Source organism: Caballeronia sp. LZ065 (genome assembly GCF_031450975.1).
GTDB lineage: Bacteria > Pseudomonadota > Gammaproteobacteria > Burkholderiales > Burkholderiaceae > Caballeronia.
Genome location: NZ_JARUXV010000001.1, coordinates 2,519,664 through 2,542,807, shown reverse-complemented (window position 1 = coordinate 2,542,807; position 23,144 = coordinate 2,519,664). Strand labels below are relative to the sequence as shown.

19 protein-coding genes are annotated in these 23,144 nt (G+C 65.9%); 9 read left to right on the top strand and 10 right to left on the bottom strand.

Annotation, left to right across the window (positions count from 1 at the left end):
• Window positions 1-101 precede the first annotated feature (101 nt).
• A complete protein-coding gene (locus tag QCE63_RS11730) occupies window positions 102-407 on the bottom strand; it encodes a GIY-YIG nuclease family protein (RefSeq protein ID WP_309833002.1) in 306 nt (101 codons plus the stop codon).
• 176 nt (window positions 408-583) lie between these two features.
• Between QCE63_RS11730 and QCE63_RS11725 the strand changes: the two genes are divergently transcribed.
• The 5 genes from QCE63_RS11725 to QCE63_RS11705 all read left to right on the top strand — a co-directional run bounded on the left by QCE63_RS11725 (window position 584) and on the right by QCE63_RS11705 (window position 7,863).
• Window positions 584-1,726, top strand: coding sequence for a GNAT family N-acetyltransferase (locus QCE63_RS11725; RefSeq protein WP_309833001.1), 1,143 nt, complete (start codon window positions 584-586; stop codon window positions 1,724-1,726).
• A gap of 60 nt (window positions 1,727-1,786) precedes the next feature.
• Window positions 1,787-3,841 (top strand): NAD(+) synthase, encoded by a 2,055-nt coding sequence (locus QCE63_RS11720; RefSeq protein ID WP_309833000.1) that lies wholly within the window; start codon window positions 1,787-1,789, stop codon window positions 3,839-3,841.
• Window positions 3,842-3,980: 139 nt separating this feature from the next.
• Window positions 3,981-4,319: a P-II family nitrogen regulator gene (gene glnK / locus QCE63_RS11715; RefSeq protein ID WP_086969848.1), complete on the top strand. Its 339-nt coding sequence runs from the start codon at window positions 3,981-3,983 to the stop codon at window positions 4,317-4,319.
• 187 nt (window positions 4,320-4,506) lie between these two features.
• Window positions 4,507-6,264: a cation:proton antiporter gene (locus tag QCE63_RS11710; protein ID WP_309832999.1), complete on the top strand. Its 1,758-nt coding sequence runs from the start codon at window positions 4,507-4,509 to the stop codon at window positions 6,262-6,264.
• Window positions 6,265-6,411: 147 nt separating this feature from the next.
• The gene (locus tag QCE63_RS11705; protein WP_309832998.1) at window positions 6,412-7,863 is read left to right on the top strand and encodes a type 1 glutamine amidotransferase; all 1,452 of its coding nucleotides are present in this window, start codon (window positions 6,412-6,414) and stop codon (window positions 7,861-7,863) included.
• Window positions 7,864-7,948: 85 nt separating this feature from the next.
• Here the strand turns inward: QCE63_RS11705 and QCE63_RS11700 are convergent, their stop codons facing one another.
• The 3 genes from QCE63_RS11700 to QCE63_RS11690 form a co-directional block, all read right to left on the bottom strand.
• The gene (locus QCE63_RS11700) at window positions 7,949-8,710 is read right to left on the bottom strand and encodes a DUF2968 domain-containing protein (RefSeq protein WP_309832997.1); all 762 of its coding nucleotides are present in this window, start codon (window positions 8,708-8,710) and stop codon (window positions 7,949-7,951) included.
• An 81-nt stretch (window positions 8,711-8,791) separates the two neighbouring features.
• The gene (locus QCE63_RS11695) at window positions 8,792-9,697 is read right to left on the bottom strand and encodes a hypothetical protein (RefSeq protein ID WP_309832996.1); all 906 of its coding nucleotides are present in this window, start codon (window positions 9,695-9,697) and stop codon (window positions 8,792-8,794) included.
• 209 nt (window positions 9,698-9,906) lie between these two features.
• On the bottom strand, window positions 9,907-10,449 hold the full coding sequence (locus tag QCE63_RS11690; RefSeq protein ID WP_309832995.1) for a GNAT family N-acetyltransferase: 543 nt from the start codon (window positions 10,447-10,449) through the stop codon (window positions 9,907-9,909).
• Between the two features lie 224 nt (window positions 10,450-10,673).
• On the opposite strand from QCE63_RS11690, the gene QCE63_RS11685 reads away from it, so the two are divergent.
• Window positions 10,674-11,969, top strand: a complete 1,296-nt coding sequence (locus tag QCE63_RS11685) for an MFS transporter (RefSeq protein WP_309832994.1) — start codon at window positions 10,674-10,676, stop codon at window positions 11,967-11,969.
• 85 nt (window positions 11,970-12,054) lie between these two features.
• On the opposite strand, the gene QCE63_RS11680 is transcribed toward QCE63_RS11685, so the two are convergent.
• Both QCE63_RS11680 and QCE63_RS11675 read right to left on the bottom strand, forming a co-directional pair.
• A complete protein-coding gene (locus QCE63_RS11680) occupies window positions 12,055-12,621 on the bottom strand; it encodes a pyridoxamine 5'-phosphate oxidase family protein (RefSeq protein WP_309832992.1) in 567 nt (188 codons plus the stop codon).
• Window positions 12,622-12,642: 21 nt separating this feature from the next.
• Window positions 12,643-14,493 (bottom strand): tetratricopeptide repeat protein, encoded by a 1,851-nt coding sequence (locus QCE63_RS11675; protein ID WP_309832990.1) that lies wholly within the window; start codon window positions 14,491-14,493, stop codon window positions 12,643-12,645.
• Between the two features lie 142 nt (window positions 14,494-14,635).
• On the opposite strand from QCE63_RS11675, the gene QCE63_RS11670 reads away from it, so the two are divergent.
• The 3 genes from QCE63_RS11670 (at window position 14,636) to QCE63_RS11660 (ending at window position 17,825) form a co-directional block, all read left to right on the top strand.
• On the top strand, window positions 14,636-14,977 hold the full coding sequence (locus QCE63_RS11670; protein WP_309832988.1) for a metalloregulator ArsR/SmtB family transcription factor: 342 nt from the start codon (window positions 14,636-14,638) through the stop codon (window positions 14,975-14,977).
• Between the two features lie 23 nt (window positions 14,978-15,000).
• Window positions 15,001-16,017, top strand: coding sequence for a cation diffusion facilitator family transporter (locus QCE63_RS11665; RefSeq protein WP_309832986.1), 1,017 nt, complete (start codon window positions 15,001-15,003; stop codon window positions 16,015-16,017).
• Between the two features lie 80 nt (window positions 16,018-16,097).
• Window positions 16,098-17,825 (top strand): FAD-dependent monooxygenase, encoded by a 1,728-nt coding sequence (locus tag QCE63_RS11660; RefSeq protein WP_309832984.1) that lies wholly within the window; start codon window positions 16,098-16,100, stop codon window positions 17,823-17,825.
• 44 nt (window positions 17,826-17,869) lie between these two features.
• Here QCE63_RS11660 and QCE63_RS11655 read toward each other — a convergent pair whose 3' ends face one another.
• From QCE63_RS11655 to QCE63_RS11640, 4 genes are read right to left on the bottom strand one after another with little or no spacing between them, the layout of a single operon-like run.
• On the bottom strand, window positions 17,870-18,115 hold the full coding sequence (locus tag QCE63_RS11655; RefSeq protein ID WP_309832983.1) for a formate dehydrogenase subunit delta: 246 nt from the start codon (window positions 18,113-18,115) through the stop codon (window positions 17,870-17,872).
• Between the two features lie 3 nt (window positions 18,116-18,118).
• Window positions 18,119-21,037, bottom strand: coding sequence for a formate dehydrogenase subunit alpha (fdhF, locus tag QCE63_RS11650; protein WP_309832982.1), 2,919 nt, complete (start codon window positions 21,035-21,037; stop codon window positions 18,119-18,121).
• 35 nt (window positions 21,038-21,072) lie between these two features.
• Window positions 21,073-22,629: an NADH-ubiquinone oxidoreductase-F iron-sulfur binding region domain-containing protein gene (locus QCE63_RS11645; RefSeq protein WP_309832981.1), complete on the bottom strand. Its 1,557-nt coding sequence runs from the start codon at window positions 22,627-22,629 to the stop codon at window positions 21,073-21,075.
• Window positions 22,626-23,114 carry an NAD(P)H-dependent oxidoreductase subunit E gene (locus QCE63_RS11640; RefSeq protein ID WP_309832980.1) on the bottom strand — a complete coding sequence of 163 codons (489 nt, stop codon included), beginning with the start codon at window positions 23,112-23,114 and terminating at the stop codon, window positions 22,626-22,628. The genes QCE63_RS11645 and QCE63_RS11640 overlap by 4 nt, the downstream gene beginning before the upstream one ends.
• Between the last annotated feature and the right edge of the window lie 30 nt (window positions 23,115-23,144).

Genomic DNA, 23,144 nt, shown 5'->3' with positions numbered 1-23,144 from the left:
CAACCGCACCCCCGGGGCGCATTTGCACACTCCGCCCATCCCGCGGGCGTGCGCTCCTACCCCCGCCGGCGGGCCCCCCCCCGGCGCCGCCCGTCTGCATTTCAGCCGCCGTCTTGCAGATCGACGGCCGCCTCGGCGCACGGCACCACCGATGCCAGCGTGCGCCCGCCTTCGATCAATTCGCGCTTCTGCCGCGGCGTCAGCCGCTTGACGAAGTATTCCGCGCGCGACGCCTCCGAGCGCCCCGTCAGTTCGAACGACGCCATCACGCGCAACGGCTTTCTTGCCCGCGTATAGCGCGCGCCCTTGCCGCTCAGGTGCGCGGCGAAGCGCGCCTCGACATCGGTGGCGATGCCGGTGTAGAGACTGCCGTCAGCGCATTCGATCAGATACAGGAACCAGGGCATTGCGTTCGCCGGGCGGGAGGGTGTGTGCCGCGCATTATGGCTGAAAGCGTCGGGGCGGGGCGCTGCAACGCTTCGGCCGGCTTCGGCGAGGCGTGGCGAGTTGCGCGAGAATAGCCGCTTTCGGGCGCGCGCGGCCGCGTGGCGCGCGCTCATCGATATTCCAGCGAGGTAGCCTGTTGAATCGCGAAGTCGAAATTCATGTGGTCGATACGCTCGAAGACATCCCGGCGGACGACTGGAACCGGCTCGCCGGCGACAATCCCTTCGTGCGCCACGCGTTCATTGCCGCGTTGCAGGACACGGGCTGCGCGGTCAAGCGCACCGGCTGGCGCGCGCATCATCTGTTACTGAAGCGCGGCGACACCCTCGCGGGCGTCATGCCGCTGTACCTCAAGTCGCACTCGCGCGGCGAATATGTGTTCGATCACGCCTGGGCCGACGCCTTCGAGCGCCACGGCCTGCGCTATTACCCGAAGGCGCTGTCCGCGGTGCCGTTCTCGCCGGTGACGGGGCCGCGCCTGATCGCGGCGCATCACGACGAACGCGTGATGCTGGCGCGCGGCGCGATCGAACTGACGCGCCAGCTCGAACTCTCCTCGCTGCATGTGCTGTTTCCGGAGGCACAAGACGTCGAGGCGCTGACCGATGCGGGCTACATGCTGCGCGAAGGCGTGCAGTTCCACTGGGAGAACGCGCCCGGCGATGGCTACGCAGACTTCGACGCGTTCCTCGCGACGATGAGCCACGACAAGCGCAAGAAGATCAAGCAGGATCGTCGCCGCGTGACGGAGGCGGGCGTGACGTACACCTGGCTGCGCGGCGCGCAGATCGATCAGGGCGCGCTCGACTTCTTCTACGACTGCTACGACAACACCTATCGCGAGCACTGGAACGCGCCATATCTGACGCGCGAGTTCTTCGGCCGCATCCACGCCGACGCGCCCGACAGCATGTTGCTCGTGATCGCCGAAGCGGACGGCCAGCGGCTCGCGTGCGCGCTCAACATGATCGGCGGCGACACGATGTACGGCCGCTACTGGGGCACGCGCGAGTTCATCTCGGGGCTGCATTTCGAGACCTGCTACATGCAGGGCATCGCGTATTGCATCGAGCATCGGCTGGCGCGTTTCGAAGGCGGCGCGCAGGGCGTGCACAAGATGTCGCGCGGGCTGCTGCCGACGCCCACGTGGTCCGCGCACTGGATCGCTGACCAGCGATTCGCCCATGCAATCTCCGAGTTTCTCGACACCGAAACCGAAGCGATGACCCAGCACATCGAGGAGCTGGAGGCGCATACGCCGTTCAGAAAAAAGACCTGATGCGATAATCGGCCGGACAACTCGCGTCCGGCGTCCGGCATCCCACCCGTTCAGATCACCATGAACAGAAACTTCTTCAATCTGTATAGCCACGACTTCGCGCGCGTCGCGGTGGGCGTGCCGGCCTGCAAAGTCGCGGATCCGGAATTCAACGCCGCGCAGACCCTCGAACTCGCCAGACAGGCGGCGGCGCGCGGCGCGGTGCTGGTCGCGTTTCCGGAACTGGGCCTCTCCGCCTATACCTGCGACGACCTGTTTCATCAGCGCGCGCTGCTCGATGCCTGCGAAGACGCGTTGCAGACGCTGCTCTACGCCTCGAAGGGCCTCAATCTCGCGATGATCGTCGGCGCGCCACTGCGCGTGGAGCACAAGCTGTTCAACTGCGCGATCGTCATCGCCGATGGCTTCATTCGCGGCGTCGTGCCGAAAAGCTATCTGCCGAACTACGGCGAGTTCTACGAGGCGCGCCAGTTCAGTCCCGCCGATGCCGCGACCACCACCACGCTCCGGCTGTGCGGCCAGGACGTGCCGTTCGGCGCGTCGCTGCTGTTCCAGATCAGGGACCTGCCGCTGTTCCGCTTCCATGTGGAAATCTGCGAGGATGTCTGGGTGCCGGTGCCGCCGTCGTGCTTCGCGGCGCTCGCGGGCGCGACCGTGCTCGTGAACCTGTCGGCGTCGAATATCGTGGTGGGCAAGTCGGCGTACCGGCATCAGCTCGTCAGCCAGCAGTCGGCGCGTTGCGTGGCGGCGTATCTGTACACGTCGGCGGGCGACGGCGAGTCGTCCACCGATCTCGCCTGGGACGGCCAGGGCCTCATCTACGAAAACGGCGCGTTGCTGGCCGAGTCGGAGCGCTTCGCGCGCGACTCGCACCTGATCTTCGCCGACGTCGATCTCGAACGGCTCTCGCGCGAACGCATGCGCCAGACCACCTTCGGCCGCTCGACGCAGCGGCATGCGGACGAAGTCGCGCGCTTCGACGTGATCGAATTTCCGCTCGCCATTCCCGCCGACAGCAAGCTGCCGCTCGACCGGCACGTCGAGCGCTTCCCCTACGTTCCGTCCGATGCCGCGCGCCGCGACGAACGCTGCAACGAGGTCTACAACATCCAGGTGCAGGCGTTGCTGCAACGCTTGCAGTCATCGGGAATGTCGAAGGTGGTGATCGGCATTTCGGGCGGACTCGATTCGACTCATGCACTGCTGGTGTGCGCGAAGGCGATGGACCGGCTCGGCCTGCCGCGCGCGAACATCCTCGCGTACACGATGCCGGGCTTCGCCACCAGCGAACGCACCTTGAGCCAGGCGCGCGAACTGGTGAACGTGATCGGCTGCACGGCGCATGAAATCGACATTCGGCCGAGCTGCGTGCAGATGCTGTCCGACATCGGTCATCCGCACAGCACCGGCGCCGAGCAGTACGACATCACCTATGAAAACGTGCAGGCCGGCGAACGCACGAGTCATCTGTTCAGACTTGCCAACTTCAACCAGGCGATCGTCATCGGGACCGGTGATCTGAGCGAGCTGGCACTCGGATGGTGCACCTACGGCGTCGGCGATCACATGTCGCACTACAACGTCAACGCCAGTGTGCCAAAGACGCTGATCACGCATCTGGTGCGCTGGGTGGCGGAGTCGGGACAGATCGGCAGCACGGGTAGCGACGTGCTCGAAAACGTCCTCGCCACCGACATCAGTCCCGAGTTGATCCCCGGCAAGACGAGCGGCGTGGTGGAGCAGAAGACCGAGAGCGTGATCGGCCCGTACGAGTTGCAGGACTTCAATCTGTACTACACGCTGCGTTTTGGCTTCGCGCCCACGAAAGTGGCCTTCCTCGCGCTGCATGCATGGCGCGACCGCGATGCCGGCACCTGGCCTGAAGGCCCCGCGGTGGTGCGCAATCAGTACAGCATCGGCGACATTCGCAAGAACCTGAAGATCTTTCTGGACCGCTTCTTCCGCACCAGCCAGTTCAAGCGGTCGTGCGTGCCGAATGCGCCGAAGGTCGGCTCGGGCGGCTCGCTTTCGCCGCGCGGCGACTGGCGCGCGCCCAGCGATTCGCAGGCCACCGTCTGGCTCAAGGATCTGGAGCGCGTGCCTGTCACCGAATAGCGGGCGACGCGTTTTTGAGGACCTCGCGGTTTACCGGACCGCTTGCGCGCTGAAACGCAGCTAGAATCGAAACCATCTGTCCCGCGCGGGACACGACCTCTTTCGAATCCATTGAACCGAACTCCATGCGAGGCACGCCATGAAACGCATCACCGCCATCATCAAACCGTTCAAGCTCGACGAAGTGCGTGAAGCGCTCGCCGAAGTGGGCCTCACCGGTCTCACGGTCACGGAAGTGAAGGGCTTCGGCCGTCAGAAGGGACACACGGAGCTCTATCGCGGTGCAGAGTATGTGGTGGACTTTCTGCCGAAGGTGAAGATTGAAGTGGTCGTCGCGAACGACCAGACCGACCAGGTCATCGACGCGATCATCGGCGCCGCGCGCACCGGCAAGATCGGCGACGGCAAGATTTTTGTCGCCGAAGTCGAACGCGTGATTCGTATTCGCACCGGCGAGGAAAACGAAGCGGCAGTCTGAGCGCCGCGGGTCTGCTGCCGGTTTCAGGGCTCGCCGTCCGCGCGAGCTCTCCTTCAGCCGTTTGGCGCACGCTCGCCGAACGCGCGCCGTCTTCCGCTGTTCATCCCAATTTATTGCCCGACCGCAGGATTTCACGGTCCGTGCGGTAACATCGGTGATCGATTACATATTTGAAAGGGTTTGCTGAATGCATCATGCGATCGGATTCATTCAGGATCTCGCGGTGATCATGGCCATCGCGGGCGTCGTGACGGTGCTGTTCCACCGCATGCGGCAGCCGGTCGTGCTCGGTTACATCGTGGCGGGCGTGATCATTGGGCCGTACACGCCGCCGTTCAATCTCATTCACGACGAAGCCACCATCCAGACGCTCGGCGAGCTCGGCGTGGTCTTCCTGATGTTTTCGCTCGGTCTCGAGTTCAGTCTGCGCAAGCTGTTCAAGGTCGGTGCAACGGCATTCGTCGCGGCGCTCTCGGAAATCGTGCTGATGATCTGGATCGGCTACGAGATCGGCCGCTGGTTCGGCTGGAACGCGATGGACTCGCTGTTCCTCGGCGCGATGCTCGCCATCTCGTCGACGACCATCATCGTGAAGGCGCTGTCCGAGCTGAACATGAAACGCGAGGGCTTCGCGCAGCTCGTGTTCGGCATTCTGATCGTCGAGGATATTCTCGCCATTGCCATGCTCGTGCTGCTGTCGGGCATCGCGCAGACGGGTTCGGTGAGCGCCGGCATCGCGTTCGTGACGCTCGGCAAGCTGCTGCTGTTCATGACGGTGTCGCTGGTGGTCGGCATCCTGACGGTGCCGCGCGCGCTCAACTACGTAGCGCGCGCGAAGAGCGACGAGATGCTGCTCGTCACCGTGCTCGGCTTCTGTTTCGGCTTCTGTCTGCTGGTCGTGAAGCTGGATTATTCGATCGCGCTCGGCGCCTTCCTGATCGGCGCGATCATGGCGGAATCGAAGCACCTTGCACGCATCGAGCATCTGATCGCGCCGGTGCGCGACATGTTCTCGGCCATCTTCTTCGTCACCATCGGCCTGCTGCTGAATCCGACCGTGCTGGTCGACTACGCATGGCCCATCGCCGTCATCACGGTCGCGGTGGTGTTCGGCAAGATCATCTCGTGCGGGCTCGGCACCTTTCTCGCGGGCAAGGACGGCCGCACGTCGATGCGCGTCGGCATGAGCGTCGCGCAGATCGGCGAGTTCTCGTTCATCATCGCGTCGCTGGGGTTGTCGCTCAAGGTCACGAGCGGCTTCCTGTATCCGATCGCGGTGGCCGTGTCCGCGCTCACCACGCTGTTCACGCCGTATCTGATCCGCGCCGCCGATCCGTTGACGATGCGCGTCGCCCGCGCGATGCCCGCACCGCTGTCGAACACGTTCGGGCTGTACTCGCAATGGCTCGCGAGCCTCACGACCGGCTCCGGCGGCCCGACGCTGTTCTCGATGACCAAGCGCATCGTGTTGCAGATCGCGGTCAATCTTGCGCTCGTCGCGGCGATTTTCATCAGCGCGTCGTATGCGGCGCCCTTTGCGTTCGCGCAGCTCGCGCGCTGGCTCGACTCCGACAATGCGCGGCGCGTCGTATTGTGGAGCGCGGCGCTGGTGGTGGCGCTGCCGTTCCTCGTGGCGGTGTATCGCAAGCTCGAATCGCTCGCGCTGCTGCTGGCCGAAGTGAGCGTGCAGCCGGCCAAGGCGGGGCGCTTCACGCGCGCGATCCGCTCGGCGATCTCGGGACTGATTCCGATCGTCGCGATGTTCGGCGTATTTTTGCTGGTGGCCGCGTTGTCGGGCGCGATTCTGCCGCCGTTCGGGCTGATGGTCGGCGTGCTGCTGTGCGCGGCGCTCCTGCTGACGGTGCTGTGGCGCTGGTGCGTGAAGATTCACGCGACGATGCAGATCGCGCTGCGTGAGACCTTCGAGGAACCGCGCGAACACTGAAGCGGTTTCGTCCGGCGGAGTATTACCGCTTTCCGCGAGAATGTGAGTCAATGTGACCAATTGTGTGCCGGTTTGCGGCAGATCGTCCGCAGGCGGATAATTGGGGCTTGTCCATTCTTTCAAGGCGCGCGGGCGTCCGACATCGGAATGAGCGATAACAACACCTCCAAAGGCAGCACCACTCCCGACGGGCGCACGAGCGGCGCGGGTTCTTCAACGGCGGGCGGCTCGCAGCACGACGCGCCGCGCAGCGCGAATCCCACGGCGCCACCGGAAGCTGCGGCGGCCGCCGCGGCGCCCGGGCCGGCCGCCAGCGCGACCGAACGCGCGTCGACGGATGCGCCTTCCAGCGCGGCGAACGTCGAACCCGTCGATACCCAGCAGGCGCGCCGCGATGACGCGCAGCAGGCCGCAAGCGAAGCCCGCGAATCGGCGGCTCGTGCCACGGCCGCGCAGGCGGCCGCGATTCCAGTGAAACCTGCACCTGCGAATCCCAGGTCGAGTCTTGCGCAGAACCTCGAAGCGGCGACAGAGGCGGAAGCGGAAGCCGAAGCCGAAGTCACACGCACCACGAACGCCCGGTCTGCGGCGTCGGACTCTCCCACCGGCCGCACCGCGCCGCCGGCCACAGCCGGTTTCCCCTCCGGCATCGCCGAAGCGCCGGATTTCGGCAAGCTCAATGTTCCGCACGTGGCCGAAGCGGCCCCCGTGCCGCCGCAGCCTGCGTATCTGAAGCAGTCGGATTCGGCGTGGTCGGTGTTTGGACGCATCATCGCGGCGCGCGCGCGCCAAATCTTCGACCGGGCCGGGCAGCGGGTCACGCAGCGCACCTTGCGCATTGGCGTGTCGGCACGGATCTTCCATCCGGAGCCCGGCGCCAAGGGACTGCGCGGCAAGACGCTGCAATACCTGGAGGAATCCATCGCCCATTGGGTGATGTCGCGCGACGTGCTGGTCTTCATGATTCCGACCGTCGGCAACCAGGGCATGCTGCATACGAGCAATATCCGTCTGCGCGACTACGCGAAGCATCTCGACGGCCTGCTGCTGCAAGGCGGCGCCGATGTCTCGCCGCAGTCCTACGAGGAAGTCACGACCCGTCCCGAATGGCCCGGCGACCGCGTGCGCGACATGTACGAGCTCGAACTGCTGCATGAGTTCGTCGAGTCGGGCAAGCCGGTGCTGGGCGTGTGCCGGGGTTGCCAGTTGATCAACGTGGCGTTCGGCGGCACGCTCTACGGCGATATCGCCACCGATGTCCCGATGGCCGGCGTACACGTCAACGAGCAGTACGACCAGCATCGGCACGCCATCCGCTTTCCGGACGGCTCGACGCTCGCCAACATGTTCCCGAACCAGCGCGACGCTCTCGTCAATTCGATCCACCATCAGGCGGTCAGGACGCTCGGCCGCGACCTGAACATCGAGGCGGTGTCGGCGTCGGACGGCATCATCGAAGCGGTGCGCTATCGGCGGGCGCCGTTTGTCGTGGGCGTGCAGTGGCATCCGGAGTTTCATCGATCGGGCGGTGCGGAGCTACTCGATTGCACGCCGCTGCTCGATACCTTCCTGCGCGTGGCGCGAGAAACGCGCTTCTGAGCCGGCGCAACGGTTCCATTCCTGCCAGACAAAGCCCGCTCGAATCGAGCGGGCTTTGTGTTTTATCGGCGGATGAACCCGACGTTCAGTCCGCCGCCTTATCCGACCATCGACGCGCAGCCGCCGTATTCGACGTGCCGAGCCCGGCTTCCGTCGCGCGCTGCAACTGGTCCACCTGCATCTGCAATGCGCGCAGCTTGCGTTCGGCGTCGAGCTTGTCGCTCTGCAAGGTCGCGGCTTCGACCTGCAATTGCTGCTGATGCTGCGACACCTGCGAGTCCTGCTGTTGCGCGAGCGCGAGATCGGCGGACAGCCGGTTCGCGCGATCCGCCGACTTGGCGATCACCCGGTCGAGCAGCACCTTTTGCGCCGTCAGCTGGATGCGGCGGATTTCGCCTTCCGCGAGCGAGAAGCTCTTGCGCGCGAAGTCCGCATAGACGGAATCGGCGCGCCCGGCGTCCTGCGTCTTCACCACTCGCCACCAGCGGTCGTCCTGCGACAACGCCACGTAGTACAGCATCTCCTGAGCAAGGAAGAAGAGCTTCGCGCCGTAGCTGCCGTTGCGGGTGGCGCGCAGCTCGGTGAGGCCTCCTGCCTGCACCAGGCTTTGCAGTTCGGCGATGTTGCCTTCGGCACGCGGCGCGCGCGGATCGCTGGCCGGGCTGGAAGCGTCGTCGGCGGTGTCGTCCGCGTTGCGGGTGTCCGGGCTCGGCCGCGGCGCAGTGGGCGCGGTTCTGGGTTGGCTCGAAGCAGCGGACGCAAGCGCGAACGGCGTGAGCGTCCCGCAGAGGAAGAGAGACAGCGCGAGCGTGAGCGTCGTGTGACGGATGGGTCTCGATGACTTCATGTTGGCGTTCGGGCCGAAAAGGTGGATCGGACGGGTTCGCTGCGTTTTGACGTGCATCCCGGGCTGGGCTGTTCGGCGCGGTTAATCCGCGGTTGCGCCTCCCTCGCCGGCATCGCGTGCGTCAGGCGCGGGCGCATTGCTGTCGAGCGTCGGCGAGTGCTGCAGCAAGGCATAGAGCGTGTGCACATTCATCGGGCCGGGTCGGGCGGACTTCACCTGCGCTGTCTTGCGACGTGCTTCCGTGCGCTCATGCCGCGAACGATTCACCGTGACGGCACGCGCCCGATCGGCTTCCGGTGCGACGGTGATGCGGCCGGGAACCGATGCCGCCGGATCTTGCGGCGGATCCTCCCGGCCGGGCTTGGAGACGTCGGCGAGCGCTTCCGGCTCGGTTGCGCGTGCAGGGGCGGCCACGGCTGGCTCGACCACCGCCGGCGGTGCAAGGGCGGAAGGAGTGGGCGGTTTCCCGGTCGGCCCGGATCGCGTGGCTTCCGTGAAAGGGGCCGCTGGCTGAACGCCCGGCACGCCCGGCTCGTTGCCGAACAAAAGCCACAGCAACAACAGCGCGCCGGCGGAGATGGCCGCGCCCGTCAGGATCTGCGCGAGGCGCGACATGCCGCGGCGTGCGGCTCCAAGCCCCGCATGAATCGGCGCGCTCAGGCGCAGCGGATCCACCGGCGCTTCTTCCAGGCGCGTGCGGGCGCGATGGCTGTCGAGCAGGTCGAGCATGGTGCGCGGCAGTTCGCCGTGCGCGAACACGCTCCACAGGCTCACCGCGCGATAGCGCGAAGTGGAATCGGACAAACGGAAGGCCGGCAGATAGGCGGTCTTGAACCGTGCCGCGTACAGCGCAATTTCGAACGGCGACTGAACCGGACGCGCGCGGGCGAGCGCCCATGCGTTTCCGAAATCCAGCGCGAGGTCCGGCAGCGGGCGCACCGTCGGCAGACGCAGTTCGCCTTCCACAACGATCAACGGTTCGCTCATCGAGATTCCACAGACACGCGCCGCACGCGGGCAGCAGCGGAATGCATCGACCCTGATGGCGCGGAAAACGGTCTCGTCGCGCGGGCGGACAAGCCGAATTTTCGACCGGCAATCATACGAAACGGTTTTCCTTCCCGCGACCAGAGCATTCCTAATTTCATCGGCGCTGGTGAAAAGACGCGTGCGTTCGGCGTGCGGCGCCGCCGGGCTCAGTCGAGCGGCAAAACGTAGCGCAAGGAGAACAGATCGATGCCCGCCATGTGATCGGCTTCGCGCGCCTCGCGTCGCCAGCCGCGCGATTCGTAGAAGCCGATGGCCGCGGCATTCTCCTCCAGCACGGACAAATGCAGTTGCCGCGCGCCGCGCTCGCGCGCCCAGCGGATGGCTTCGGCGAGCATCGCGGTGCCCGCGCCGAGGCCCTTGTGCCGCGGCAGCGCGTGCAGGTTGTCGACCAGCACGCTGCCGTGTTCGTCGGGTTCGATCAGACAGGTGAAGCCGACCGCCTCGTCGTCATGCAGGGCGATGACCACACGGCCCGCGCCGCGAGCCAGTTCCGGCAGTCGCGCGGCCCAGTGCGCTGCACGTTCCGCGTGAATGTCGCGATCGAGATAGCGGTCCGGCAAGATGCCGCGATAAGCCGACGTCCAGCTGCGCACGTGCATCGACACGATGAGGTCGCGGTCGCCGGGCGTGGCGTCGCGCAGGACGAGCAGACTGCCGGGCGTCTCGATTGTCGGTTTTACGTTAGGCATATGTAAGCTAATTTTAATGAAATTTGAACGAAATTAGACGCTGTTCTGTGCAGCGGTCAAGGCGCAGGCGTTAAGATTGAGGTCGCCGCAACCATAACAACGAAGCCTGTTCCTGCCGGTCAGCGCGGCGCGCCGCCATCCGTTCAAGTACGGATTTTGCGCAGGTCGCTGAACCGCGCACCGCGAGGCCCGTCGCGCTCATCTCACGATTCTCGAGAACGTTCATGTCCACAGCCCACGTCGCTCCAGCCAACGAATCAAAGTTCAAGTCGGTGTTTCGCGTCGTCAGCGGAAACTTCCTCGAAATGTATGACTTCATGGTCTATGGCTATTACGCTTCGGCGATCGCCAAGACCTATTTTCCGAGCGGCAACGAGTTCGCCTCGCTGATGCTCGCGCTGTCCGTGTTCGGGGCGGGTTTCCTGATGCGTCCGTTCGGCGCCATCGTGCTCGGCGCGTACATCGACCATCATGGCCGCCGCAAGGGCCTGATCCTGACGCTCGGGCTGATGGCGGTCGGTACCGCCTGCGTCGCGCTGGTGCCGGGCTACGCCACCATCGGCGCGCTGGCGCCGATCATCGTGCTCGGCGGGCGCTTGCTGCAAGGCTTCTCGGCCGGCGTGGAACTGGGCGGGGTGTCGGTGTACCTGTCCGAGATCGCGACCAAGGGCAACAAGGGCTTCTATTGCTCCTGGCAGTCCGGCAGCCAGCAGGTCGCGGTGGTGTTCGCCGCGCTCATTGGCGTGATCATGAACCGGCTGCTGCCCGCCGACCAGATGACCGCATGGGGCTGGCGCGTGCCGTTCCTGATCGGCTGCCTGATCGTGCCGTTCCTGTTCATCATTCGCCGTTCGCTGCGCGAAACGGACGAGTTCCTCGCGCGCAAGCATCGTCCGAGCATGGGCCAGATCGCCCGTTCGATCGCGCAGAACTGGGGCATCGTGCTGGCCGGCATGGGCATGGTCATCATGACCACCGTGTCGTTCTACATGATCACGGCCTACACGCCGACCTTCGGCAAGGAAGTGCTGAAGCTGTCGTCGGTCGATGCGCTCGTCGTGACTGTGTGCGTCGGCCTTTCGAACCTGGTCTGGCTGCCGTTGATGGGCGCGCTGTCGGATCGCGTGGGACGCCGGCCGGTGCTGCTGGTGTTCACGATCCTCACGATTCTCACGTCGTATCCGATCGTGCAATGGCTGGTCGCGGATCCGTCCTTCATGCGCCTCTTGCTATGCGAACTGTGGCTCTCGTTCCTGTACGGCAGCTACAACGGCGCAATGGTCGTCGCGCTCACCGAAGTCATGCCGGTCGAAGTGCGCACCACGGGCTTCTCGATGGCCTACAGCCTCGCGACGACCATCGGCGGCTTCACGCCGGCCATCTCCACGTATCTGATCCATGCCACCGGCAACAAGGCCGCGCCGGGTCTGTGGATGGGACTCGCCGCCGTGTGCGGGCTGATCGCGACGTGCGTGCTGTATCGCTCGCCGGAAGCGCGCAACCAGTACAAGACGGCCTGAGTGCGGCCGCGTGAGTGAGGCCGTCTGGGCAAGACCGCCTTGGCGCGGCACGCGGCCCGGCTTGGCGCCGTCTGCCGTGCAGCAGTCAGGGCGCGAGCCACTGGCCGCGCCAGCTTCCTGCTTCGTCGGAGTGGAAGCGCGCCCGGACGTGTCCTTCCGGCGCCAGATGAAGATAGTCGATCCCTGACACGGTGATCTCGATCAGGCAGAAGTGCTCGAAGCCGTCCGTCGCGGCGGGGTGGGGATGCGCTTCGGCGGGCGTGGACACCGGCGTGCCGGGCGCGATCGGCGTGCGATAGACAATCAGCGTCCGCGGCCGGCTCGCTTCCCATATGGGCCGCGTGTCGCGCGGATCCTCGACGATGCGCGCCGTGCCCGTCAGCCGCAGCTGCTTGCCGGCGTCCATGTCGCAACCCATGATCGCAATACGCGCATCGCGTCGCAGCTCGGCGACTTTGGTCGAACGCAAGTCCGTGTGAAACATGAGCGAACGCTGCGCGCGACACGAGCGCCGCAGCACCACGGTGCGCACGGCGGGCGCGTCGTCCAGCCCGTGCGTCGCGGCCTGGAGCATCGTGAAGGGCGAGCGCTGCGCGCCGGCGTTCGCGCCGGAGTCGAGCAGGGTCCAGACTTCGTCGAGAATCTCATCCATGGCTGATGTTCCGGTGCGTGGTCAGTCCCGCAGCGCCGCCGCCACGTCTTCGATCACCTCGCGCCACGCGCCCGGCGCACGCTGGCGCACCAGCCGCGCGGCGGGATACCACGGACAGCGGTCGGAATCGATGCCCCAGCGCCAGTCGGCGGCATGCGCCAGCATCACCCACAGCGGCTTGCCGAGCGCGCCCGCGAGGTGGGCCACCGAGGTATCGACGGACACCACCGCGTCCAGCCGGTCGACGACCGCGCCGGTGTCCGCAAAATTCGTCAGGCGACCTTCGAAGTCGTGAATGGCTTTCGCATTCGGATGCGCGCGCAGCACGGCGCGCTCATGCGCGGTGAGGAACGGCTGCAACACGATCCAGTCGACATCCGCGAGCGCGAACAGCGGCGCGAGCGCTTCCACCGGCGCCGAGCGCGTTTCGCCCGGCTGCATCCGTCCGGACCACGCAATGCCGATCTTGCGCTTGTGCTGCCCGCCGAGCGAGCCGCGCCATGTGCGCCGGTAGTCCGCCGGCACGACGAGATAGGGCGTGCGCGCCGGCACCGCATCGGGCGACGTGACGCCGAGCGCATGCGGCAGGCTCAACAGCGGACAGAAGGCGTCCGCGCGTGATGGCGCGTCGTCGGCGCGGCTTTTCAACTCGACGCGGGCGGCCTTCGCCGCGGGTGCCAGCAGCGGCGCGAGCGCGGGCTGCACCTCCAGCACGAGCCGGCCGACGCGCTGCGCCGCGAACGGCACGAAGCGCACGAACTGCAGCGTGTCGCCGAAACCCTGCTCGGCGCGAACCAGCAGCGTGCGCCCCGGCAGCGGTTCGCCATGCCAGCGCGGCAACGCCGGCGCGGGCTCGCTGCCGGCCGTTTCCAGACGCGCTTCGTAGGCGGGCAGGCCGCGCGCATAGTCGCCCGTTGCCAGCAAGGCGAGCGCGCGATTCAGTTGCGCGGCGGGCATGCCGGCGTCGAGCCGCAACGCCTGATCGAAGGCACGCAATGCCGCCTGATGCGCGCCGCGCGCCAGATGTGCATTGCCGAGCGACAGCCACGCGACGCCGTATTTCGGATCGAGCCCGACTGCGCGCTCGAAGTGCGGCACGGCTTCCTCATGAAACCCGAGGCGGGCAAGCGCATGACCCAGTCCGAAATGTCCGGGCGCGAAGCGCGGCTGCAAGCCGACGGCCTGACGCAAGACGGGCAGCGCATCGGCGGGATTGCCGTTCGCATCCAGCAGATTGCCGAGATTGAAGTGCGCGGCGACGTAGTTCGGCTCGACATCGAGCGCCGCGCGAAAGTGTTCGATGGCCCCGGGCGTATCACCGAGCGCATTCAGCGCCATGCCAAGATTGTTGTGCGCCCCCGCATGGCGCGGACGCAGGACGAGCGCGCGCCGGAACGCCTGCGCCGCGTCCTTGAAGCGCCGCAGCGCGGAGAGCGCGTTGCCGAAGTTGTTCCAGGCGGCGGGGTCGTCGGGGCGCAGGCGCAGGGCCTTCTCGAAGGCATCGGCGGCGTCTTCATGACGGCCCGCCGCCGTGTAGGCGTTGCCCAGGTTGTACTGCGCGAGCGGAAAGCCGGGCGCAAGCGTCAGCGCATTGCGGAAACGCTCGATGGCGTCGTCGAGCCGGCCGAGCGCCTTCAGCGCGTTGCCGAGGTTCAGCTGCAGGCCCGCGTCGGTCGGGCGCAGGTCCACGGCGCGGCGCACGAGCTCGGCCGCCTCCGCGTGCTGGCCTTGCTGATGGCGCAGCACGCCGAGGTAGTGGAGCGCATCGACGTGATGGGGTTCGGCGGCGAGCGCGGCTTGATAGTCGCGCTCCGCGTCGGTCAGGCGGCCGTCACGATGGGCCGCGAAACCGCGGGCAAAAACGGTGTCCATGACGGAAAGAGACACAGGCCGGAAATACAAACCTCGTATTTTCCCACACCGGCAGCTCCGGCTTTCCAAAAGCACGGTTGACCTTCGGCGATAATGGCGTCTAACATATGAATACCTGTTCATATGTTTGTTCGAATTTGCCATGTCCGCACCGTTCGTTGCTCCCGGCGAAATGACTTCAGACGAACGCGTCGTGCCCTTGGCCGACCTGTTCCGCCTGCTGGGCGATCCCACGCGGTTGCGCATCGTGCTGGCGTGCGTCGAGCAGAAACGGGCGGTGGGGGCCATCGCGCAGGGGCTGGGGCTGTCGGCGTCCTTGGTGAGCCACCATTTGCGGCTGTTGCGCGCGGCGCGCATCGTGCGGGCCGAACGTCAGGGCAAGCAGGTCTTCTATGTAGCCGCCGACCGCCACATCAGCGCGATGCTGGGCGAATTGCTGGAACACGTCGCCGAGCCGCAGCCGGAAGCCCCCGACCTCGACTGAATCAACCAACGAAGAGCATCGAGATGGACACGCATCGACACGAAGATCACGAACACAAGCACGAACACAAGCATGACCACAAGCATGACCACAAGCACGAAGGGCACGGCCACGGACATGCCCATGGTCCGGGCGGTCACCATCATCACCACGCGCCGCAGGCGGGGCAGGGGCGCAGCTTCGCGCTGGCGGTCGGGCTGAACGTGTTGATCGTCGTCGTGCAGGCGATCTATGGCTTTCTCGCGCACTCCACCGCGCTGCTCGCCGACGCCGGCCACAATCTCTCCGATGTCCTCGGTCTGCTGCTCGCGTGGGGCGCCGTCTGGCTCGGCACGCGCCAGCCCAGCGCGCGCTATACCTTCGGACTCGGCAGCTCGTCGATCCTCGCGTCGCTCGCCAATGCGGCGCTGCTGTTGTTCGCGTGTGGCGCGATCGTGCTGGAAGCCATTCAGCGGCTCATCCATCCGGCGCCCGTCGCGGGCCTCGACGTGTTCATCGTCGCGACGCTCGGCATGGTCGTCAACGGCTTCTCGGCGTGGCTCTTCATGCGCGGCAGCAAGGACGACCTCAACGTGCGCGGCGCCTTCATGCACATGGCCGCCGATGCCGCCATTTCCGCCGCTGTCGCGGTGAGCGGCCTCGTCATCCTGTTCACCGGCTGGAGCTGGCTCGACCCGCTGATGAGCCTGATCGTGGTCGCGGTGATCGTCTACGGCACCTGGGGCCTCGGACGCGACGCCATGCGGCTCGCCATGGCCGCCGTGCCGCCGGGCGTCGACGTGACGCGCATCCGGACCTATCTGGTGCAACTGCCGGGCGTGAGCGACGTGCACGATCTCCACGTGTGGGCGCTCTCCACGACCGAGAACGCGTTGACCGTGCATCTCGTGATGCCGGAGGGCCATCCCGGCGATGCGTTCGTGCAGGGCATCGTTACCACCTTGCGCCGCGACTATTCGATGCATCATGCGACCGTGCAGGTGGAGTTCGGGATGGCCTGCCACGCGTGCATTCTTCAGGAACGCGGGCACGTGCATTGAGCATGCGCGTGACGCAACCCACTGCGGACGTAAAGGAGGCGGGCGTACACTAGACGCCGTGACGTTTCACGGAGGACCGCATGTACGCGCCAAAGCTGAATCCGAACGACAAGCTGGACGTGGCGCCCGTCCTGATCGCGGGCGCCGGTCCGACGGGCCTCGCCGCCGCCATGAGTCTTTCGCGCGCGCACATACCGGTCAGGCTCGTCGACAAGGCGAAGCACCCGCTGCCGTATTCGCGCGCCATCGGCATCCAGGCCCGCACGCTCGAACTCTTCGAGCAACATCGAACCGTTGCGCCGTTCCTTGAACTCGGCCATCGCGCACGCGTCGCCAATCTCTATTCGAACGGGCAGCGCCTCGCGCGCCTCGACTTCGATCCGTTGCAGACTCGCTATCCGTATCTGCTGTTCCTCGACCAGACCGAAACCGAGCGCCTGCTCACCGAGCATCTGAAAGGCTTTCACGTCGAGATCGAACGCGGTGTGGAACTCATCGACTTTTCGCAGGGCTCGGCAGGCGTGCAGGCCACGCTGCGGCATCCCAACGGACGCGACGAACTGCTGCGCCCGTCCTACCTGATCGCGGCCGACGGCGCGCACAGCTTCGTGCGGCACCGGCTGGGCATCGGCTTCGACGGCAAGACCTTCGACCAGACTTACCTGCTGGCGGATCTCCAGGTGGACGTCGACTGGCCCGACGACGAGTTCCATATCTTCGCCTCGGGCGAAGGACTCGCCGCGCTCTTCCCGATGGGCGGCGAGCGCGCGCGCCTGATCGCCGACCTGCCAACGGCCGCCGCGGATGCCGTCAAGGCCGACAGCACCAAGACCGGTCCAACGCTCGACGAATGCCGCGCGCTCGTCAAGCGTCGCGTGCATCACAAGATGACGCTCTCGAACCTGACGTGGTCGTCGTACTTTCATTTGAACAGCCGGATGGTCGACCGTCTCCGCGTGGAGCGCGTGTTTCTCGCCGGCGACGCAGCGCACGTCCACAGTCCGGCCGGCGCGCAAGGCATGAACACCGGCATCCAGGAAGCGCTCAATCTCGGCTGGAAGATCGCGCGGATGCTCGCGGGCGGCGCGCCCGAGCGGCTGCTGGACAGCTATCACACGGAGCGTCATCCGATCGAGCGCGACGTGCTGCGGCAATCGAATCTGCTCACGCAGATGGCCGGCGCGGAACACGGTCCGATGAAGCTGATGCGCGATCACGTGATGCCTGCGCTTGCCGCGATCGGCCCGTTGCGCGACGCGATGCGGCGCACGGTGAGCGAGCTGTCCATCAACTATCGCAAGAGTCCGCTGACGCTGGAGCGTCTGCTCGATGGCGGTCCGCGCGCGGGCGAGCGTGCGCCCGATGCGCGCGTGCATGTGATCGACGGGCCGCTCGGACGTCTGCCGGGCGTCGGCTGTCTGTTCGACCTGCACGATCCCGGCTGCTTCTCGTTGTTCCTGCTCGTGAATCCGAGCGGCGGGGACGACATTGCGCTGGCGCCCGCCACGATCACCGTCGCGCACGCGATGCGCGACCCCGACCTCGACGGCCTGGCGAAAGCCATCGACGCGATCCTGCCGAACGCCGTGCGCGTGTGGCGCATCACCGACACGAGCGGCGAGGGCGCGCAATCGCTCACCGACCAGTACGGGCGCACGCGTCCCGCGTTCTACCTGATGCGTCCGGACGGTTATATCGCCGCGCGCGGCCGCGCGCCGTCCGATGTGCCCGCGTTGCTGCGTCACTGCGAAACCTGGTTTGGCGCGCAGGACACGAGCGTCGAGCGGCCGGCGCCGCGCGAGGATTAAAAAAAGCCCTGCGATGCAGGGCTTGTGGGGTCAGGCGTTCAAGGTCAGGCCGGCGCGGTCTTGGGCTGCAAGTCCGACCTGTGCAGTGTCAAAGCCTCGTGCAGGATCGGCTCCATCGTGGCGCTTGCTTCCGGGTTGTCCAGCGCGGCGAGAATCGCGAGCCGCATGCGCGGCTCCCAGAAACGGCGGATGTGATCCGCCACGCCATCGATGGCTTCGGCACGATCCGGCATCGAATCGAAAAATTCGCCGATCCGGTTCGCCATCTCGATCAGGTTGTCGACGTCCATGCGTTATTTTCCTGATGTGGTGGCAAGGTTCAGCAGTTCGAGCTGTTGCGTGTTGAAGCGCGAATAATCCTTCTGCCATTGCGACGGCTGCTCGACCGGCATCACCTGCACCGCCGTCACCTTGTACTCCGGACAGTTGGTGGCCCAGTCGGAGGAGTCCGTCGTGATGACGTTCGCGCCCGATTCCGGGAAGTGGAAGGTCGTGTACACCACGCCCGGCTGCATGCGCTCCGAGATCTTCGCGCGCAACACGGTCTGTCCCGCGCGCGATTCGATGCCGACCCAGTCGTCTTCCCGGATGCCGCGATCTTCCGCGTCCACCGGATGGATCTCGAGCCGGTCCTCGTCGTGCCACTGCGAGTTCTCGGTGCGCCGCGTCTGCGCGCCGACGTTGTACTGCGACAGGATGCGCCCCGTGGTCAGCAGCAGCGGATATTTGCGCGTGACCTTCTCCGGCGTCGCGACGAACTTCGTGATGACGAAACGGCCTTTGCCGCGCACGAACTCGTCGATGTGCATCGTCGGCGTGCCGTCCGGCGCGCGTTCGTTGCACGGCCACTGGATGCTGCCCAGCTCGTCGAGGCGTTCGTAGGACACACCGTGGAAGGTCGGGGTGAGACGCGCGATTTCGTCCATGATCTCGGACGGATTCGCGTAGTTCATCTCGTAGCCGAGCGCGCGCGACAGCTTGATCGTGACTTCCCAGTCCGAGAAACCGGCGAGCGGCGGCATCACCTTGCGCACGCGCGAGATGCGGCGTTCCGCGTTGGTGAAGGTGCCGTCCTTTTCCAGGAAGGTCGAGCCCGGCAGCAGCACGTGCGCGTACTTGGCGGTTTCGTTGAGGAAGATGTCCTGCACGACGATGCATTCCATCGACGAGAGCGCGTTCGCCACATGCTGCGTGTTCGGATCCGACTGCACGATGTCCTCGCCCTGGCAGTACAGGCCCATGAAGGTGCCGTGCATCGCGGCGTCGAACATGTTGGGAATGCGAAGGCCCGGTTCGTCCTGCAGCTTCACGTTCCAGGCTTCCTCGAACAGCGCGCGCGTGGCGGCATCGCCGATATGGCGATAGCCCGGCAGCTCGTGCGGGAATGAACCCATGTCGCAGGAGCCCTGCACGTTGTTCTGGCCGCGCAGCGGATTCACGCCGACACCTTCCCGGCCGATATTGCCCGTCGCCATCGCGAGGTTCGCGATGCCCATGACGGTCGTCGAGCCTTGCGCGTGCTCGGTGACGCCGAGGCCGTAGTAGATCGCGCCGTTGCCGCCGAGCGCATAGATGCGCGCGGCTTCGCGGACCTGCTGCGCGGGCACGCCGGTGGTCGCTTCCATGGCTTCGGGCGAATTCTCTTCGCGCGAGACGAAGTCACGCCATTGATCGAACGCGCGCGGCTCGCAGCGTTCCGCGATGAAGTCTTCCTTCAGCAGGCCCTCGGTGACGATCACGTGAGCCAGCGAGTTGACCATCGCGACGTTCGTGCCCGGACGCAGTTGCAAGTGATACTGCGCCTTCACGTGCGGCGTATCGACGATGTCGATGCGGCGCGGATCGATCACGATCAGCTTCGCGCCTTCACGCACGCGGCGCTTCAGACGCGAGCCGAATACCGGATGGCCGTCGGTCGGATTCGCGCCCATCACGATGATCACATCCGACTGCTCGACCGACGCAAAGGTCTGCGTGCCGGCGGATTCGCCGAGCGTGGACTTGAGACCATAGCCCGTCGGCGAGTGGCAGACGCGCGCGCAGGTGTCCACGTTGTTGTTGCCGAACGCGGCGCGCACGAGCTTCTGCACGAGATAGGTTTCCTCGTTCGTGCAGCGCGAAGACGTAATCCCGCCGATGGAATCGCGCCCGTACTTGTCCTGGATGCGGCGGAATTCGCGCGCCGCGTAGTTGAGCGCTTCCTCCCACGAGACTTCGCGCCATGGATCGGTGATCTTCGCGCGGATCATCGGCTTCTTGATGCGGTCCTTGTGCGTCGCGTAGCCCCAGGCGAAGCGGCCTTTCACGCAGGCGTGTCCTTCGTTGGCCTGGCCGTTCTTGTTCGGCGTCATGCGCACGACGGTGTTGCCCTTCATCTCCGCCTTCAGCGAGCAGCCGACGCCGCAATACGCGCACGTCGTGATCGCTGAATGTTCGGCCTGGCCCAGCATGATGACGGTCTTTTCCTGCAGCGTCGCGGTGGGGCAGGCGGCCACGCAGGCACCGCACGACACGCATTCGGACTCCATGAACGGCACGTTCTCGCTCGCCGCGACGCGCGACTCGAAGCCGCGTCCGGCGATGGTCAGCGCAAAGGTGCCTTGCGTCTCTTCGCACGCCCGCACGCAGCGGTTGCAGACGATGCACTTCGACGGATCGTAGGTGAAGTACGGGTTCGATTCGTCCTTCTTGTCCTTCAGGTGATTCGCGCCTTCATAGCCGTAGCGCACTTCGCGCAGTCCGACCACGCCTGCCATGTCTTGCAGTTCGCAGTCGCCGTTGGCGGGGCAGGTGAGGCAGTCGAGCGGGTGATCGGAGATATAAAGCTCCATCACGTTGCGGCGCAGCGATTGCAGCTTGTCGCTTTGCGTGCGGACCTTCATGCCGGCTTCCACGGGCGTCGTGCACGAGGCGGGATAACCGCGCTTGCCTTCGATCTCGACCAGGCACAGGCGGCACGAACCCCACGGTTCGAGCGAATCGGTAGCGCACAGCTTCGGCACGTTGACGCCGGCTTCGATCGCCGCGCGCATCACCGACGTGCCTGCGGGCACCGTCACGCTTTCACCGTCGATTTCCAGCGTCACGTCGACATCGGCATGACGCAGCGGCGTGCCGTAGTCGGTTTCGTCGAACGGGTCGCGGCGCTGCACCGATGCCGCGCTCTTGCACGCGCAATTGCCGGAACCGCAGCCGTTGATGGTATTGGACATTGTCTTTGTCTCCTTCTGTTCGCTCAGTCGCGTGCTCAGGCCGCCTTCTGTGCGGGCGTACGGGGCAGACCGAAATCTTCCGGGAAGTGATCGAGTGCGGACATCACCGGGAACGGCGTCATGCCGCCCATTGCGCAGAGCGAACCGGACACCATCGTGTCGCACAGTTCGCGCAGCAGGGTGATCTGCTTCACCGAGGTATCGCCTTCACGGATTTTCGCGATGACTTCCTCGCCGCGCGTCGAGCCGATGCGGCAGGGCGTGCACTTGCCGCACGATTCGAGCGCGCAGAAGTGCATCGCGTATTGCGCGAGTTCGGCGAGGTTCGAGGTGTCGTCGTGGATCACGAGACCGCCGTGACCCACCACCGCGCCGACCTTCGCGTATTCCTCGTAGTCGAGCGGGATGTCCCACTGGCTTTCCGGCAGATAGGTGCCGAGCGGGCCGCCGACCTGCACCGCGCGCGCCGGACGGCCGCTCGCGGTGCCGCCGCCATATTCGTAGATCAGTTCGCGCAGCGTCACGCCGAACGCCAGTTCGACGAGTCCGCCTTGCTTCACGTTGCCCGCGATCTGGAACGGCAGCGTGCCGCGCGAGCGGCCCATGCCGAAGTCGCGATAGAACGCCGCGCCCTTCGCGAAGATGATCGGCACGGTGGCGAGCGTGATGACGTTGTTGATGACGGTCGGCTTGCCGTACAGGCCGACCAGCGCGGGCACCGGCGGCTTCGCGCGAACGATGCCGCGCTTGCCTTCGAGCGATTCGAGCAGCGCCGTTTCCTCGCCGCACACATACGCGCCGGCGCCTTTCGCGACATGGAGCTCGAACGCATGCGACGAACCCAGCACGCTCGCGCCGAGCCAGCCGGCGTCGCGGGCACGATCGATCGCGCGGTTGAGCGTCGTGATCGAATGCGGATACTCGCTGCGCACGTAGATGTAGCCCTTCGTGGCGCCGCATGTCACGCCCGCGATGATCATGCCTTCGATCAGCATGTACGGATCGCTTTCCATCACGAGACGGTCGGAGAACGTGCCCGAGTCGCCTTCGTCCGCGTTGCAGACGATGTACTTCTGGTCCGCATGCGCCGCGCGCACCGTCTTCCACTTGATGCCGGCCGGGAAGGCGGCGCCGCCGCGTCCGCGCAGACCGGAATCGATCAGCGACTCGACCACGGCGTCGCCATTCATGTCGAGCGCGTTGCGCAGGCCCTGCAGTCCGCCGAGCGCGACGTAATCGTCGATCGACAGCGGATCCGTGATGCCGATGCGCGCAAAGGTCAGGCGTTGCTGGTTCTTGAGATACGGAATCTCGTCGACGACGCCGACGCGCTTCGCATGCGCGCCGCCTTCGTGGAAAGCGGCATCGAACAGCGCGGCGATGTCTTCGGCCTCGACGTTCGCATAGCCGATGCGGCCTTCGGGTGTTTCGACTTCGACCAGCGGTTCGAGATAGAAGAGGCCGCGCGAGCCGTTGCGCACGATCTGCACGTCGAGGCCGCGTTGCTGCGCCTCGCGCGCGACGGCTTCGGCGACGGCTTCCGCGCCCAGCGCGAGCGCGGCGGAATCGACGGGAACATAGATGCGCGTCATGCCGTCACCTCCGACACTTTGGTCTGTGCGGCGGCAAGGAGACGGTCGAACTTCGCGGGGGTCACGCGCGCGTGCAGTTCGCCGTTGATCATCATCGCCGGCGACAGCGCGCACTGGCCGAGGCAGAACACCGATTCGAGCTCGGTGTCTTCGGCGTGACCGCTGTCGAAGCGGCAGCCCGTATGGCCTTCGATGTGGTCCTTCAGCGCTTCCGTGCCCATGCTGCGGCAGGCTTCGGCGCGGCACAGCTGCACGGTGACGCGCGCGGGCGGCGCGGAACGGAAATGGTGATAGTAGGTGATGACGCCATGCACTTCGGCGCGCGACAGCGACAAGGTCCGTGCAAGCGGCGCAATGGCCGTCTCCGGCACATGGCCGACTTCGTCCTGGATGGCATGCAGGATGGTCATCAAGGTGGCGCCTTGCACGGCGTGACGACGCACCAGCTCTTCAGATGCAGCGGCATTCGGCTGCGTAGGTGTCATGGGGGGCTCCTCCAACGCTCGGCATATGTT

Bases quoted from the DNA above. Each gene is read 5' to 3' on its own strand.
- QCE63_RS11720 (WP_309833000.1), top strand. From the start codon at position 1,787: ATGAACAGAAACTTCTTCAATCTGTATAGCCACGACTTCGCGCGCGTC.
- QCE63_RS11710 (WP_309832999.1), top strand. From the start codon at position 4,507: ATGCATCATGCGATCGGATTCATTCAGGATCTCGCGGTGATCATGGCC.
- QCE63_RS11680 (WP_309832992.1), bottom strand. From the start codon at position 12,621: ATGGATGAGATTCTCGACGAAGTCTGGACCCTGCTCGACTCCGGCGCG.
- QCE63_RS11695 (WP_309832996.1), bottom strand. From the start codon at position 9,697: ATGAGCGAACCGTTGATCGTTGTGGAAGGCGAACTGCGTCTGCCGACG.
- QCE63_RS11685 (WP_309832994.1), top strand. From the start codon at position 10,674: ATGTCCACAGCCCACGTCGCTCCAGCCAACGAATCAAAGTTCAAGTCG.
- QCE63_RS11645 (WP_309832981.1), bottom strand. From the start codon at position 22,629: ATGACGCGCATCTATGTTCCCGTCGATTCCGCCGCGCTCGCGCTGGGC.
- QCE63_RS11675 (WP_309832990.1), bottom strand. From the start codon at position 14,493: ATGGACACCGTTTTTGCCCGCGGTTTCGCGGCCCATCGTGACGGCCGC.
- QCE63_RS11655 (WP_309832983.1), bottom strand. From the start codon at position 18,115: ATGGACGTCGACAACCTGATCGAGATGGCGAACCGGATCGGCGAATTT.
- QCE63_RS11730 (WP_309833002.1), bottom strand. From the start codon at position 407: ATGCCCTGGTTCCTGTATCTGATCGAATGCGCTGACGGCAGTCTCTAC.
- fdhF (WP_309832982.1), bottom strand. From the start codon at position 21,037: ATGTCCAATACCATCAACGGCTGCGGTTCCGGCAATTGCGCGTGCAAG.
- QCE63_RS11690 (WP_309832995.1), bottom strand. From the start codon at position 10,449: ATGCCTAACGTAAAACCGACAATCGAGACGCCCGGCAGTCTGCTCGTC.
- QCE63_RS11700 (WP_309832997.1), bottom strand. From the start codon at position 8,710: ATGAAGTCATCGAGACCCATCCGTCACACGACGCTCACGCTCGCGCTG.
- glnK (WP_086969848.1), top strand. From the start codon at position 3,981: ATGAAACGCATCACCGCCATCATCAAACCGTTCAAGCTCGACGAAGTG.
- QCE63_RS11665 (WP_309832986.1), top strand. From the start codon at position 15,001: ATGGACACGCATCGACACGAAGATCACGAACACAAGCACGAACACAAG.
- QCE63_RS11705 (WP_309832998.1), top strand. From the start codon at position 6,412: ATGAGCGATAACAACACCTCCAAAGGCAGCACCACTCCCGACGGGCGC.
- QCE63_RS11640 (WP_309832980.1), bottom strand. From the start codon at position 23,114: ATGACACCTACGCAGCCGAATGCCGCTGCATCTGAAGAGCTGGTGCGT.
- QCE63_RS11660 (WP_309832984.1), top strand. From the start codon at position 16,098: ATGTACGCGCCAAAGCTGAATCCGAACGACAAGCTGGACGTGGCGCCC.
- QCE63_RS11670 (WP_309832988.1), top strand. From the start codon at position 14,636: ATGTCCGCACCGTTCGTTGCTCCCGGCGAAATGACTTCAGACGAACGC.